The 13,918-nt window shown below is 60.3% G+C and carries 13 protein-coding genes; 6 read left to right on the forward strand and 7 right to left on the reverse strand.

Features of this window, described 5'->3' with window-relative positions:
- Window positions 1-69: 69 nt before the first annotated feature.
- Together ACYZT8_RS28295 and ACYZT8_RS28300 are read right to left on the reverse strand one after the other, a co-directional pair.
- Window positions 70-735 carry a fumarylacetoacetate hydrolase family protein gene (locus ACYZT8_RS28295; protein ID WP_461977626.1) on the reverse strand — a complete coding sequence of 222 codons (666 nt, stop codon included), beginning with the start codon at window positions 733-735 and terminating at the stop codon, window positions 70-72.
- A 37-nt stretch (window positions 736-772) separates the two neighbouring features.
- Window positions 773-2,167, reverse strand: coding sequence for an FAD-binding oxidoreductase (locus ACYZT8_RS28300; protein WP_461977628.1), 1,395 nt, complete (start codon window positions 2,165-2,167; stop codon window positions 773-775).
- Between the two features lie 204 nt (window positions 2,168-2,371).
- Here ACYZT8_RS28300 and serA point away from each other — a divergent pair, with 204 nt between their 5' ends.
- A complete protein-coding gene (gene serA / locus ACYZT8_RS28305) occupies window positions 2,372-3,601 on the forward strand; it encodes a phosphoglycerate dehydrogenase (protein WP_461977630.1) in 1,230 nt (409 codons plus the stop codon).
- Window positions 3,602-3,664: 63 nt separating this feature from the next.
- On the opposite strand, the gene ACYZT8_RS28310 is transcribed toward serA, so the two are convergent.
- A complete protein-coding gene (locus ACYZT8_RS28310; protein ID WP_461977632.1) occupies window positions 3,665-4,090 on the reverse strand; it encodes a DUF4399 domain-containing protein in 426 nt (141 codons plus the stop codon).
- Window positions 4,091-4,224: 134 nt separating this feature from the next.
- On the opposite strand from ACYZT8_RS28310, the gene ACYZT8_RS28315 reads away from it, so the two are divergent.
- Window positions 4,225-4,827 (forward strand): transporter substrate-binding domain-containing protein, encoded by a 603-nt coding sequence (locus ACYZT8_RS28315; protein ID WP_461977634.1) that lies wholly within the window; start codon window positions 4,225-4,227, stop codon window positions 4,825-4,827.
- 116 nt (window positions 4,828-4,943) lie between these two features.
- On the opposite strand, the gene ACYZT8_RS28320 is transcribed toward ACYZT8_RS28315, so the two are convergent.
- Complete coding sequence (locus tag ACYZT8_RS28320) at window positions 4,944-5,429, reverse strand: 2-thiouracil desulfurase family protein (RefSeq protein WP_461977636.1); 486 nt, start codon at window positions 5,427-5,429, stop codon at window positions 4,944-4,946.
- Window positions 5,430-5,431: 2 nt separating this feature from the next.
- A complete protein-coding gene (locus tag ACYZT8_RS28325; RefSeq protein WP_461977638.1) occupies window positions 5,432-6,064 on the reverse strand; it encodes a 2OG-Fe(II) oxygenase in 633 nt (210 codons plus the stop codon).
- 123 nt (window positions 6,065-6,187) lie between these two features.
- Here ACYZT8_RS28325 and ACYZT8_RS28330 point away from each other — a divergent pair, with 123 nt between their 5' ends.
- Entirely contained in the window at window positions 6,188-6,940 is a 753-nt protein-coding gene (locus ACYZT8_RS28330) for a DUF2059 domain-containing protein (RefSeq protein WP_461977640.1), read from the forward strand.
- A gap of 110 nt (window positions 6,941-7,050) precedes the next feature.
- Here ACYZT8_RS28330 and bipL read toward each other — a convergent pair whose 3' ends face one another.
- A complete protein-coding gene (bipL, locus tag ACYZT8_RS28335) occupies window positions 7,051-7,998 on the reverse strand; it encodes a phospholipase BipL (protein ID WP_461977642.1) in 948 nt (315 codons plus the stop codon).
- 97 nt (window positions 7,999-8,095) lie between these two features.
- On the opposite strand from bipL, the gene ACYZT8_RS28340 reads away from it, so the two are divergent.
- The gene (locus ACYZT8_RS28340) at window positions 8,096-8,674 is read left to right on the forward strand and encodes a DUF6436 domain-containing protein (RefSeq protein ID WP_461956192.1); all 579 of its coding nucleotides are present in this window, start codon (window positions 8,096-8,098) and stop codon (window positions 8,672-8,674) included.
- A gap of 102 nt (window positions 8,675-8,776) precedes the next feature.
- The gene (locus ACYZT8_RS28345; RefSeq protein WP_461977644.1) at window positions 8,777-11,188 is read left to right on the forward strand and encodes a penicillin acylase family protein; all 2,412 of its coding nucleotides are present in this window, start codon (window positions 8,777-8,779) and stop codon (window positions 11,186-11,188) included.
- 143 nt (window positions 11,189-11,331) lie between these two features.
- Here the strand turns inward: ACYZT8_RS28345 and ACYZT8_RS28350 are convergent, their stop codons facing one another.
- Window positions 11,332-12,297, reverse strand: coding sequence for a GlxA family transcriptional regulator (locus tag ACYZT8_RS28350; protein WP_461977646.1), 966 nt, complete (start codon window positions 12,295-12,297; stop codon window positions 11,332-11,334).
- Between the two features lie 165 nt (window positions 12,298-12,462).
- Between ACYZT8_RS28350 and ACYZT8_RS28355 the strand changes: the two genes are divergently transcribed.
- Complete coding sequence (locus ACYZT8_RS28355) at window positions 12,463-13,521, forward strand: IS110 family RNA-guided transposase (RefSeq protein ID WP_461982331.1); 1,059 nt, start codon at window positions 12,463-12,465, stop codon at window positions 13,519-13,521.
- The last annotated feature ends 397 nt before the right edge of the window (window positions 13,522-13,918 follow it).

Genomic DNA, 13,918 nt, shown 5'->3' on the forward strand with positions numbered 1-13,918 from the left:
CGGGATGTGACGCGGAGCGTCACGGGATGCATTCCCACGCAGAGCGTGGGAACGATCATTTGGCTTGGACTAGCGGACGGAAGTGTTGAAACTGCTCGCGCCCGGCAGCTCCAGCACGATCTCATCACCGACATTCAACGGACCAACGCCCACCGGCGTGCCGGTCAGGATCACGTCACCGGCCTGCAGCGAGAAGCAGCCGGCCATGTGCTGGATCATCGGCACGATCGGGTTGAGCATGGCGCTGCTGTTGCCATCCTGGCGCACTTCGCCATTGATGGTCAGGCGAATACCGATGTCGGTCAGGTCGGCAAAGGTGCTGCCGGCCACGAACGGCGCAATCACCGCCGCACCGTCGAAAGACTTGGCGATTTCCCACGGCAAGCCCTTGGATTTCAGCTCGGCCTGTTTGTCGCGCAGGGTCAGGTCCAGGGCTGGAGCGAAGCCGGAGATGGCATCCAGCACTTCTTCACGGCTCGGCTTGGTCGACAAGGGTTTACCGATCAACACCGCGATTTCCGCCTCGTAATGCACCGAGCCACGCTCGGTCGGAATGCTGAAGCTGCCTTCCAGCGGCACCACGCAACTGCCCGGCTTGATGAACAACAGCGGCTCTGTAGGCACCGGGTTGTCCAGTTCCTTGGCGTGTTCGGCGTAGTTGCGGCCGATGCACACCACCTTCCCCAACGGGAAGTGAATACGCGTACCGTCGACATACTGGTGCTGATAGCTCATGGACCGACTCCTGGTTCGTAGCTCTTGAATTCGAAAATCAAACAGCGAAGATCTTGCCCGGGTTCATGATGCCGTTCGGGTCGAACACCGCTTTGACGGCTTTCATGTACTCGATCTCAACCGGCGAGCGGCTGTAGGTCAAGTAATCACGCTTGGTCATGCCCACGCCGTGTTCGGCGGAAATCGAGCCGTTGTACTTCTCGACGGTTTCGAACACCCACTTATTGACGGTCGCGCACTTGGCGAAGAACTCGTCCTTGCTCAGGTTTTCCGGCTTGAGGATGTTCAAGTGCAGATTGCCGTCGCCGATGTGGCCGAACCAGACGATTTCGAAGTCCGGGTAGTGTTCGCCGACGATCGCGTCGATTTCCTTCAGGAACGCCGGGACTTTCGACACAGTGACCGAAATGTCGTTCTTGTACGGCGTCCAGTGGGAAATGGTTTCGGAGATGTATTCGCGCAGTTTCCACAGGTTCTGCAACTGGGTTTCGCTCTGGCTCATCACGCCGTCCAGCACCCAGCCCTGCTCGACGCAGTGCTCGAAGGTTTCCAGGGCGTGGTTGGCCACTTCTTCAGTGGTCGCTTCGAATTCCAGCAGCGCGTAGAACGGGCAATCCGTTTCGAAAGGCGCCGGGACATCGCCGCGAGCCATGACTTTCGCCAGGGCCTTGTCGGAGAAGAATTCGAAGGCGGTCAGGTCGAGTTTGCTCTGGAACGCATGCAGTACCGGCATGATCGAGTCGAAATCGGTGGTGCCGAGGACCATCGCGGTGAGGTTTTTCGGTGCGCGGTCCAGACGCATGGTCGCTTCGACCACAAAACCGAGGGTGCCTTCAGCGCCGATAAACAGCTGACGCAGGTCGTAGCCGGTGGCGTTCTTGATCAGGTCGCGGTTCAGTTCCAGCAGGTCGCCCTTGCCGGTGACGACTTTCATGCCGGCCACCCAATTGCGGGTCATGCCGTAGCGAATCACCTTGATCCCGCCGGCATTGGTGCCGATGTTGCCGCCAATCTGGCTCGAACCTGCCGAAGCGAAGTCCACCGGGTAGTACAGGCCCTTTTCTTCGGCGACGTTCTGCAAATGCTCGGTCACCACGCCCGGCTGGCACACAGCCGTGCGGTCAGTCAGGTTCACGTCGAGAATCTGGTTCATGTAGTCGAACGACACGACCACTTCACCATTGGCCGCCACGGCAGCAGCAGACAGCCCGGTGCGACCGCCGGACGGCACCAGCGCCACCTTGTGCTCGTTGGCCCAACGCACAATGGCCTGGACCTGCTCGGTGGTCTTGGGAAACACGATGGCCGTCGGGGCCGGGGCGAAATGCTTGGTCCAATCCTTGCCGTAAGCATTCAGGGAGTCGGCGTCGGTCAGCACCTTGCCAGGCTCAACCAGGGTCTTCAGCTCATCAATCAGGGCAGGATTGGTCATCGACAGAACTCTCGAACAATTCATGGTCATCCTGAGAACGCTTCACGTCGCAGGAATGAGTGTTTAGCGGGGTGCGTATGCTAGCATACCGACCCCGCAGGGTAGTGCCCAACGGCTATTCTGCGGAGACGGCATTGTTGCCGTCCGGGTCAGCGTCTGCTGGCTATTTCCTGCCATTTTTCTCCGGGATACAGGTTTACGCAGATGAGCAAGACTTCTCTCGATAAGAGCAAGATCAAGTTCCTTCTTCTCGAAGGCGTCCACCAATCGGCTGTCGACGTTCTCAAGTCGGCGGGCTACACCAGCATCGAGTACCTCACAGGTTCTCTGCCGGAAGCCCAGCTGAAGGAAAAGATCGCTGATGCGCACTTCATCGGCATTCGCTCCCGCACTCAACTGACCGAAGAGATCTTCGATCAGGCGAAGAAACTGGTCGCTGTCGGCTGTTTCTGCATCGGCACCAACCAGGTTGACCTGAACGCGGCTCGCGAACGCGGTATCGCGGTGTTCAACGCTCCGTACTCCAACACTCGCTCCGTTGCCGAGCTGGTGCTGGCCGAAGCGATCCTGTTGCTGCGCGGCATTCCTGAGAAAAACGCTTCCTGCCACCGTGGCGGCTGGATCAAGAGCGCAGCCAACTCCTTCGAGATCCGCGGCAAGAAGCTGGGCATCGTCGGTTACGGCTCGATCGGTACTCAACTGTCGGTCCTGGCTGAAGGCCTGGGTATGCAGGTGTACTTCTACGACACTGTGACCAAGCTGCCATTGGGCAACGCCACTCAGGTCGGCAACCTGACCGAGCTGCTGGGCATGTCCGACATCGTCACCCTGCACGTTCCGGAAACCGCTGCGACCCAGTGGATGATCGGCGAGAAGGAAATCCGCGCCATCAAGAAGGGCGGCATCCTGATCAACGCGGCTCGCGGCACGGTCGTTGAACTGCAAGCCCTGGCAGACGCGATCAAGGACAAGCACCTGATCGGCGCGGCCATCGACGTGTTCCCGGTGGAGCCACGCTCCAACGACGAAGAGTTCGAAAGCCCGCTGCGTGGCCTGGACAACGTGATCCTGACCCCGCACATCGGTGGTTCCACCGCTGAAGCGCAAGCCAACATCGGTCTGGAAGTGGCAGAGAAACTGGTCAAGTACAGCGACAACGGTACCTCGGTATCGTCGGTGAACTTCCCGGAAGTGGCTCTGCCGGCTCACCCTGGCAAGCACCGTCTGCTGCACATCCACGAGAACATTCCGGGTGTGATGAGCGAGATCAACAAGGTCTTCGCCGAAAACGGCATCAACATCTCCGGTCAGTTCCTGCAGACCAACGAGAAAGTCGGCTACGTGGTGATCGACGTCGACGCCGATTACTCGGAAATTGCCCAAGAGAAGCTGCAGCACATCAACGGCACCATTCGTTGCCGCGTGTTGTTCTGATAGCGACTTGAGCGACAAAAAAAGGAGCCCCTCGGGGCTCCTTTTTTCATGGGCGCTACACTGTCATTTAACGTTGACGGTGATCTTCTCGGAGACGATGGGTGGATCGAAGGCCTTATGGCTCATGTCGCCCAACTCCAACTGCAAGGTGTGCTTGCCAGGTGTCAGCGTCAGCTCGGTTTCTGTCTGCGCCTTGCCAAAATGAACGTGATTGGCATCTGCCGGGATGACTGCCCCTGCTGCCACTACCTCCTTGGCATCGACCAGCAAATGGTGGTGGCCAGTATTCCTGGTGGTATCGCCCGCTGGCGCCAACGCAACGTTCTCAACAGCGAATTTAATCTTGAAAGTTTGCGGGACAGTAGCACCATCTTCAGGAGAAACGATGGACACTTCGGCGCCTTTAGGGGCCGGCGTTGCAGCACTGGCCAGCACCGAAACGCCCATCAATAGGCCAGCCAATGCAGCTCGTGACATAAACGTTTTCATTCTCTTCTCCAGTTTTTCCGTAAAATCCGCGTGGCCGAGACAACTTCACGGCCATTCGTTGTCGAAGGATCTCGACAACCATAGCAAAGCGAGCCTGAACTGAGCGTCGCGATAATGAATTCAAAGGAGTGACCATGCGCTTTTTGCCTGGCCTGATCTGCCTGCTACCCCTTTTGAGCCCTTTGGCTCATGCCGAACTGATTGACGATGTCTTCGATCGTGGCGAATTGCGCATTGCTCTTGAGGCTAATACACCGCCTTTCAATTTCAAGGACGACGGCAAACTCACCGGCTTCGAAGTCGAATTGGGCCAACTGCTGGCCAACGAACTGGATGTGCGGGCCGACTTTGTCGTCACCGATTCCAGCGATCTGTTGCCCGGTGTTGAAACCGGCAAGTACGACATCGCCATCAACCACATAGCAATGACCCCGGAACTGAAGGATCGTTTCGACTTCACCGAGCCTTACATTCACACCAATGCGCAATTGATCGCGCAGAAAGAAGAAGAGCCACGGTCAATCCTTCTGGTGCAGTCGCTGACGGAAGAAAAGCCGAAAGCCGCCCCGGCGGTGGACCTGGCGATTCCGTTTCAGAAGGGCAACCCGGCATTTCACGCCAGCCTGGAGAATGCGTTGCAGCGGATCAAGGCGGATGGGCGACTGGAGGCGCTGGAGCAGAAGTGGTTTGGGGCGGATACGAGTGTGGCGCCGAAACCCACTGATGAGCTGAAGTGAAAGAGAAACTTGTGGGAGCGGGCTTGCCCGCGATGACTGAGTTACATCCGACAAAGGTGTCGGCTGACACACCGCCATCGCGGGCAAGCCCGCTCCCACAGTGTTTTGAGTTGTTCTTAGTCCTGTGCAGCCAAGGCTGCCGAAGCTTCGGCCAACTCCAGCTCACTGAAAACCTGGACACCGTGACGCTTGAGCAACGCCGCAGTCACACCCTCGCCACTCACCTTCACGCCGCTGAAGCTCCCGTCATACGTCAGCAGATTCCCGCACGACGGGCTGTTGGCCTTGAGCACCGCAATGCGGATGCCATGCTCTCGCACCAGTTCCAGCGCCTGATAAGCCCCCGAAAGAAACTCGGCGCTGACATCCTCGCCCTCGGTAGTCATTACAGAGGCGCGCCCATCCAGCACTTCCCCACCCTGCCCACCCGGAATTTCCGCCGCGGGCCTGGGTGTCGGCAAACCACCGGCCACTTCCGGGCACAACGGCACCACCCGACCTTCGTCGATCCACTGTTGAAGCTGATCGAACGGCCCGCTCGCCCCGCCGTCGTAACGCACGCGGTGGCCCAGCAGACAGCGGCTTACCAGAATTTTCTGCATGATCAGAACGGCTCGTTACCACGACGCCGGAACCAGCCCGTCAACGACAGGCGATCCCGGGTCGCGGGCAGGACTTCGTGGGGCACCTCGCCCGACAGGAACACCACCAGGCATCCGCCGGTGGGCACCACGTCGTGTTCGACGCCTTCATCCAGGTACATGCGCAACTGGCCACCGTGTTCGGGCAGCCAGGCGTCATTGAGGTAGATCACCGCCGATACCATGCGCCGGTCATCATCACGAAAACGATCGACATGCTTGAGGTAAAACGCACCGGGCGGGTACAGCGCGAAATGGCTTTCGAAATCTTCCAGGCCCAGATACAACCCGCGATTCATTGCCTCGCGCAGGCTGTCCATCAAGCTCAGATAACGGTCACATGCTTGGGCCTGACCCGGTTCGATCCACTGAATGTGGTCGCCGCGAATCCCCTCGCGAATCTCCGACGTCGGCCCGCGCCCCACGGCCGCCGGGGCCAATTCGCCCTCGGCTGCACGTTTACGGCACTCAGCTGCCAGTTCGCGGGTCAGACCCAGAGGCAGGAAAATATTCTGCTGCGACCAGCCGCGCTCGGCCAGGTCGTCGACGATACGTAACAGCAGCGGGTGATCAAAGGATATTTGCATGGCGCGCATAGTATTCCTGTGCCTGCAAATCCGACAGAGCCGCGCAGCGGAGGATTTGTCGGATTACTGATACGAATTCTCGACAAGTACGGAAGCCGCACGGAGAATAGTCGCCTGCTGACAGGAGTCCCTATGCGCCGTTTGCTTTTTTCACTGCTGATGCTCTGTGTTTTGCCCGCTTGGGCAGACGGCCACGACCAGTTATACAAGGTCGCCGGTTGGCCAGATCAGCGCGCGCATTTTAACGACGCCCTCTCAGCCGCCCAGCAGCGCTACCAGAACAGCCTGCCACCCGCGGTGTTCCAAGCTTTGGTGAACAACAGCAATCAACGTTTCGCCCCCCAGGCCGTGGACCAGCGTGCCGAAGCGCAACTGCGCAAAAGCCTCAGCGATCCGAAACCCGCACTGACCTTCTTTCAATCGCCCCTTGGCAAGAAAATCGTCGCCGCCGAACTGCTGGCGACCCGACGCGATCAGTTGGCGAAAAACGCCAAGGGTTTACCCAAGATTCAAGCCAGCGACAGCCGCATGCTGATCATCGGTCATCTGGCCCAGGCCCTGCCCGCTCGCGAGGCCGGCGCGGAAGTCAGCCTGGCGATTGCCGGCGTCGCAGCTGACAGCCTGAGTTCGATGATCCCCGGTTTGCTCGGTGGCGGGCAGGCGCAGGGCATGTTGAACGGCCAACGCCAGCGCTTGATGGACCAGATCGGCAACGACCTGAACAACACGCTGCTGTATGTCTATCGCGACTTGTCGGATGAAGAACTGGAAGAGTTCGCCACGTTTGCCGAGTCCACCGAGGGCAAGGCGTATTACCAGGCGGCGCTGGCAGCGATTCGGGCAGGGTTGGCGGTGGGGCAAAGCACCTCGAACCTCAACCAGTAATCTGCAGTGCATGAAAGACCGCTATCGCGAGCAAGCTCGCTCCCACAGGTTTTGTGATCGACGTAATTCATGTGGGAGCGGGCTTGCCCGCGATGGGGCCTTAACGGTCACTAAAGATTCCGGCCTTTAATTCGCTTCGTCAAAAACCCGAAATACTCATCTCGCATCTCCACCGTCTCATTCGCCAAATGATGCCGCGCCTCAGGCAGCATCAGCACCTGCGGCCGATCAAACTTGGCCTTCAACACCTCAAGGTTATGCTCCCAATCCACCGTCATGTCCGACTGCCCCTGCACAATCAGCGGTCGCCGCGGGCTGTTCGGCGCCGCCTCGATTCGCTTGATCCACCGCGCCAACGCGCCAACCCAGGCCGTTGGCAGTCGCAGCGGTTGCAACGGATCGGCTTGCAGGAACGGCAAGAAGTCAGGGTCGTTGGAGTTCTCGCTGAAGCGCCGGGCGATGGCTTTGACGAAGGGCTTGAGCAGGTAATAACTAAGCTGCGACCAACCCCAGGCACGCGGCCGAACCAATGGTGACAACAGAATCACCTGGCCTTGCGCCGGACTGTTCGTGCCCTGGTTGAGTACATGATCGATCACGATCGCTCCGCCGGTACTTTGCCCGCACAGGTGCCACGGCTGCGGAAGGTCCAGCGACTGCGCCTCGGTAAACAACCCTTCCAGCGTGTGCTGATACTCGGCGAAATCCTTGATGCTCGCCCGTTCACCGCTGGACAGACCATGCCCCGGCAAGTCGCAGCCAATCACCGCAAAGCCCTGATCCAGCGCCCACTCGATCACATGCCGGTAAAGCCCGGTGTGGTCGTAGAAGCCGTGGAACAGAAACAGCGTGGCCTTCGCCTGCTCGGGCCACCAGACCTGGCTGACCACTTCATAGCCATCGACCTCGAACCGCCCCAACCCGCTGCGCTGGGTTCGCCCCGGAAAATCCAGCCCGTAAAACCGCTGATAGGCCAGCGCCTCCACCGAAAGCGGCTGCCACTCGGCCAGTGGCCGCAGGCTGGCGCGCAAATGATCGGGGTCGAAAGTGGCAGACATGGGCTAATCCAGAGCGCTAAACAGACTTTATGGGCCTGCGATATTCATCTGTCGCGGCAAGCATGGCAAGCTAGCCGACCTTCGAGGATTGAAACCCATGCGTCCGGCCTACCGCACCACACTGCTTGCCAGCCTGCTCGCCCTCGTGTGTGCCGGCGTCTTGTGGGCGGCCTATGACTGGTTTCAGGGGCGCTACCTGCGCGCGTTCAGTTCGCACACCGCGCTATTTTCCGGCGATCCGTTGCGCTTGCCCGACGAACTGGCCGGCCCCGGCGCCATTCGCCTGGTGCATTTCTGGGACCCGGCCTGCCCGTGCAATGTCGGTAACCAACAACACCTGACCGAATTGGTCGAGCACTATGTACCGCAGGGCGTGGAGTTTTACGCGGTGCAAAAACCCGGTAGCCACGGCCAGTTGCCCAGCACCTTGAGCAGCCTGAAAACCATCACCGTTCTCCCCGGCTCAGAACAGATCCCTGCCAGCCCGGCGGTGGCGATCTGGGATCGCAGCGGCAAACTGGCGTATTTCGGTCCGTACAGCGAAGGCCTGACCTGCAATTCGAACAACAGCTTTATCGAGCCCATCCTGCAAGCATTGAGCGAAGGTCGCGCGGTGGGCGCCACCCATACGCTGGCGGTCGGCTGCTACTGCCCTTGGCCGGAGGAAGTGAAGTAAGGCAAACCTGACTTTTCCAGGACCGCGATGCCCGGCACAGAAGGTCTGTGCTACATGTTTGCAGCCCGCACGGGCGGCAATCCCGAAGAACAAGGAGTCACCATGAAACGCGTCCTGACCGTACTGGTATTGCTGATCGTCACGCTCGTCATCGGGGTCGGCGGGTACGTGTACATCAAGCAGCCGACGCGCCAGGGCCAGGTGGAGTTGCAGCACCTACAAGGTTCGGTGACCGTGCGTTACGACGAGCGCGGCGTACCGCACATCCGCGCCGAGAACGAAACCGACCTCTACCGCACCCTCGGCTACGTGCAAGCCCAAGACCGCTTGTTCCAGATGGAAGCCATGCGCCGCCTCGCCCGGGGTGAGCTGGCAGAAGTCCTCGGCCCGAAACTGGTCGACACCGACAAGCTGTTCCGCAGCCTGCGCATCCGCGAACGCGCCGACAGTTACGTGGCCACGCTGGATCGTCAGTCACCGGCGTGGAAGGCGCTGGAAGCCTATCTGGATGGCATCAATCAATATCAGGACACTCACGCGGCGCCCATGGAGTTTGACGTGCTGGGCATCCACAAGCGCCCTTTCACCGCCGAAGACACCATCAGCGTCGCCGGATACATGGCTTACAGTTTTGCCGCCGCGTTTCGCACTGAACCGCTACTGACGTTTGTGCGCGACCAGCTGGGCGCCGAATACCTGAACATTTTCGAACTCGACTGGCAGCCCAAAGGCGTGTTGGCCAAATCCCGTTCAACACCCGGCCCCGCCCTCGCCGCCGCTGACTGGAAAGACCTGAACGCCCTCGCCCGCCTGAGCGAACAAGCGTTGGCCGACAACGGCTTACCGCAATTCGAAGGCAGCAACGCCTGGGTGATTTCCGGCAACCGCAGCAAAAGCACCAAACCGCTGCTGGCCGGTGACCCGCACATTCGCTTCTCGGTGCCGTCGGTGTGGTACGAGGCGCAACTGTCGGCGCCGGGCTTCGAACTTTACGGCCATCATCAGGCACTGGTGCCGTTTGCCTTTCTTGGCCACAACCTGGATTTCGGCTGGAGCCTGACGATGTTCCAGAACGACGACCTCGACCTGATCGCCGAGAAGGTCAACCCGGACAACCCGAACCAGGTCTGGTATCGCGGCAAATGGGTCGACATGGTCAACACCGAGCAACAGATCGCTGTGAAGGGGCAGGCGCCGGTCACCCTGACGCTGCGTCAGTCGCCCCACGGCCCGATCATCAACGATGCACTCGGCACCGCCGCCGGCAAGACGCCGGTGGCCATGTGGTGGGCGTTCCTTGAAACGCCGAATCCGATCCTCGACGGTTTCTACCAGCTCAACCGCGCTGACACGTTAGCCAAGGCCCGTGCCGCAGCGGCCAAGGTTCAGGCGCCGGGGTTGAATATCGTTTACGCCAACGCCAAGGGTGACATCGGCTGGTGGGCCTCGGCGCTGCTACCTAAACGCGCCGCCGGAGTGAAACCCGGCTTCATCCTCGACGGCAGCACCAATCAGGCGGACAAGGAAGGTTTCTACCCGTTCAGCGCCAACCCGCAGGAAGAGAACCCGGCGCGTGGCTACATCGTCTCGGCCAACTTCCAGCCTGTGTCGCCGACCGGCATGGAGATTCCCGGCTACTACAACCTCGCCGATCGTGGCCAGCAACTCAATCGCCAGCTCAGCGACAAGAACGTGAAATGGGACAACGACGCCAACCAGAAGCTGCAACTGGGCACCACCACCGACTACGGCCCGCGTCTGTTGGCGCCGCTGTTGCCGGTCCTGCGTGAAGTGGTGAGCGATCCCGCCGAGCTCAAACTGGTGGAGCAACTGGCGCAATGGAAAGGCGATTACCCGCTGGATTCCACCAGCGCCACGCTGTTCAACCAGATCCTGTTCAACCTGGCCGACGCGACGATGCACGACGAGTTGGGCAATGATTTTTTCGAGACCCTGCTCTCGACCCGTGTGATCGACGCGGCGCTACCACGCCTGGCCGCGACCGCCGACTCGCCGTGGTGGGATAACCGCAACACCCTCGGCAAGGAAACCCGCGCCGACACGGTGAAGGTGGCCTGGCAAGCGAGTATCGCCCATCTCAAGACCACCCTGGGCGCCGACTTCGCGCTATGGCAGTGGGGCAAGGCGCACACCCTGACCCACGGTCATCCATTGGGCATGCAGAAACCGCTGGACCGGATCTTCAACGTCGGGCCGTTCGCGGCGCCTGGCACCCATGAGGTGCCGAACAACCTCTCGGCCAAAATCGGCCCGGCACCGTGGCCTGTGACTTATGGCCCGTCGACGCGGCGGCTGATCGACTTCGCCGACCCGGCCCACAGCCTGACCATCAACCCGGTCGGCCAGAGCGGCGTGCCGTTCGACAGCCACTACGACGACCAGGCTGAAGCGTATGTCGAAGGGATTTACTACGAGGCGCATTTCAATGACGAAGAAGTCACGGCCAATACGCGCAGTACGTTGAAGTTCTTGCCGGCGCGGGCAGCGCCGTAGATTTTGGTTGCCCGGGCTGACGCCATCGCGGGCAAGCCCGCTCCCACAGTTATTGGTGTGAAGCCACAATTCTGTGTTCAACACAAAACCTGTGGGAGCGGGCTTGCCCGCGAAGAGGCCCTGACAGGCAACACAAATGTCCGCTAAACCATCGCCGCAAAATTCAGCCTGAACTGCTGCGGCGTCACCCCCAGCCTGCGGTTGAACACCGTGCGCATATGCTGGGCATCGCGAAATCCGCACTGATACGCCACCGTCTTGAACGGCGAATGGGTACTTTCCAGCAGCACCCGCGCCGCATCCACCCTCGCCCGCTCGACGAATTCCGCCGGGGTGATTTTCGCTTCCTTGGCGAACACCCGGGAAAAGTTGCGTGCGCTCATGTTGGCGGCGTTCGCCAGATCGGCAATGGTCAAGTCGCCGGTGAGGTTGGCCAGGACGTAGAGCTGCACCAGCGCCACCGCCGACGTCGGTTCGGCGTGGGGCGTGAGGAACGGGCTGAACTGCGATTGCCCGCCCGAGCGCTGGGTGAACACCACCAGGCGCTTGGCCACGCTCAAGGCCACTTCCGGCCCGTGGTCCTGCGCCAGCAAGTACAGCGACAAATCGATCCCCGCCGTGACCCCGGCCGAGGTGAAGAGCTCGCCGTCCTGAACGTAGAGACGATCGGCCTCAACCTGAGTCGAGGGGCACAACGTGGCCAGCGCCGCTGCATCGCCCCAGTGGGTGGTAACTGTCCGCCCTTCGAGCAATCCGGCCCGGGCCAGAATGAATGCGCCGTTGCAGATCGAGCCAAACCGCTGCGCCCGCGCGCAGGCATCACGCAACCAGGCATCGAACACCGCGCCAAAATCCAGGAACGGCAACTGCGGCCCGCCGGCTACCAGCAGCAAGTCATAAGCGTCCAGCGCTTCGCTGAAATGCCGATGGGCATTGAGTGACAAACCGTTGGAGCACGGCATCACCCCGCGCTCGACACCGATCACCTCCAACCGGTAATGATCGTGCGGTTCGAGGAAACGGTTGGCTTCGGAAAACACATCCATGGGACCGGTGACGTCCAGCGACTGGACGCCTGCGAACACCACGATGGCAACGGTTTTACTCATGGCAGGAATCGCCTCAATTGTGAGCCTCACACGACCTGTAATTGGATGGACTCGCCCAAGCCGAGGCGTCAATGCGCCACGATGGCAGTCTAAACAGCCAACGACAGCGAGGGCGAGTCCATGAAAAAGCATACTTCGATTGATCAATCCCTGTCTTCTTCCGATTTGTCGGCCTGCACAACCGTGGCGGTCGATCTGGCCAAGCAGGTCTTTCAGGTCGCCGGTGAAGACGTCCTCGGCCAAGTGCACTACGAGCAACGGATCAAGTCGCGCGAGGCGTTTTATGAGTTTCTACGCCAGTTGCCGCCTCATGTCGTGGTTCTGATGGAGACCGGTCCGGGTGCTCAAGCCTGGGCCCGGCAGCTGCAAGACCAAGGCAATCTGGCGCGGATTCTTCCAGCCCGTTTGGTGGCCACACATCGTAGCGGGCCTAAAAATGATCGCAACGATGCGCTGGCGATTCTGCGCGCTGGTCGCGATGAAAAGATCTACGCAGTGCCGGTCAAAAGCGTTGCGGCGCTGGCAATGCAGGCGTTGCATCGCGCCCGCCAAGGCTATGTGCGTCGACGCACGGCGGTGAGCAATCAGATGCGCGGCCTGCTGCTCGAGCATGGCGTGGCCTTGGCGCAGGGCGATGTTGCGATCAGCCAGAAAATTCCGCGGGTACTGGAAGATGCCACCCAGCCGGTGCCGGGCCTGCTGCGTGAACTGATCGACGAACTGTTGGCCGAGTGGCACCATTTGGGCGAACGCATCAGCGTGCTGACGGGGCGCCTGGAAGTGGCCGCCAACGCCGACATGACGGCGAAGCGACTGATGACTGTGCGCGGCATCGGCCCAGTCACTGCCACGGCACTGGTGGCCAAGGAAACCAAGCCTGAGCGATTTCCCAATGCCCGCAAGTTTGCCGCGTACTTTGGCATGGTGCCTGACCAGCACAGCAGCGGGCAGACGGTCCGGCTGGGGGACATGACCAAGCGAGGCGATGTTTATTTACGCAGCCTGATGATCCAGGGAGCCCATGCGGTACTGCAACAACTACGACCTGATTCCCAGCAACCCGATGACCGCCGCTTGTTGCGCTGGATGAGCCGGCTGGGTCGTAAGGAGGCTGCGATCAGGCTAGCCAACCGCAACCTGCGAATCGTCTGGGTGCTTCTACAGAATGACCAGACTTATCGTCGCCAGGCGGGTGATGGCCAGCAAGCGACGATGAGCCACTGAGCGACAGAGTTCTGCCACCGAGGTACCAACTGTCCGACCCTTTGCTGAAAAACATTGACCCCAGGTAAGACCGGCGTGGATTGATGCCTTAGCTGCTACTGGCCTTCGAGGCCTGACTGTAATCGGCATACCACGAGCTCTTCCAATTTTGGCCAGAAGCCGAAGACGGCTTCCTCGAATAGGCCTAATACATAGATGCAACGGGGCGGCGGTTTTTCAAAAGCGGGTAGACAGTGGGGGCGAGTCCATACATAGCAGCTGCCGAGCCCGCGAGGCTGCGTTCGGCTGCGAAGCAGTCGTAAACCCTGCGCACGCGATTCCCCTGAAAGAACGCAGTGCCTGATTTTACGACTGCTTCGCAGCCGAACGCAGCCTCGCAGGCTCGGCAGCTGCTACA

This window comes from Pseudomonas sp. LB3P93 (assembly GCF_054898025.1).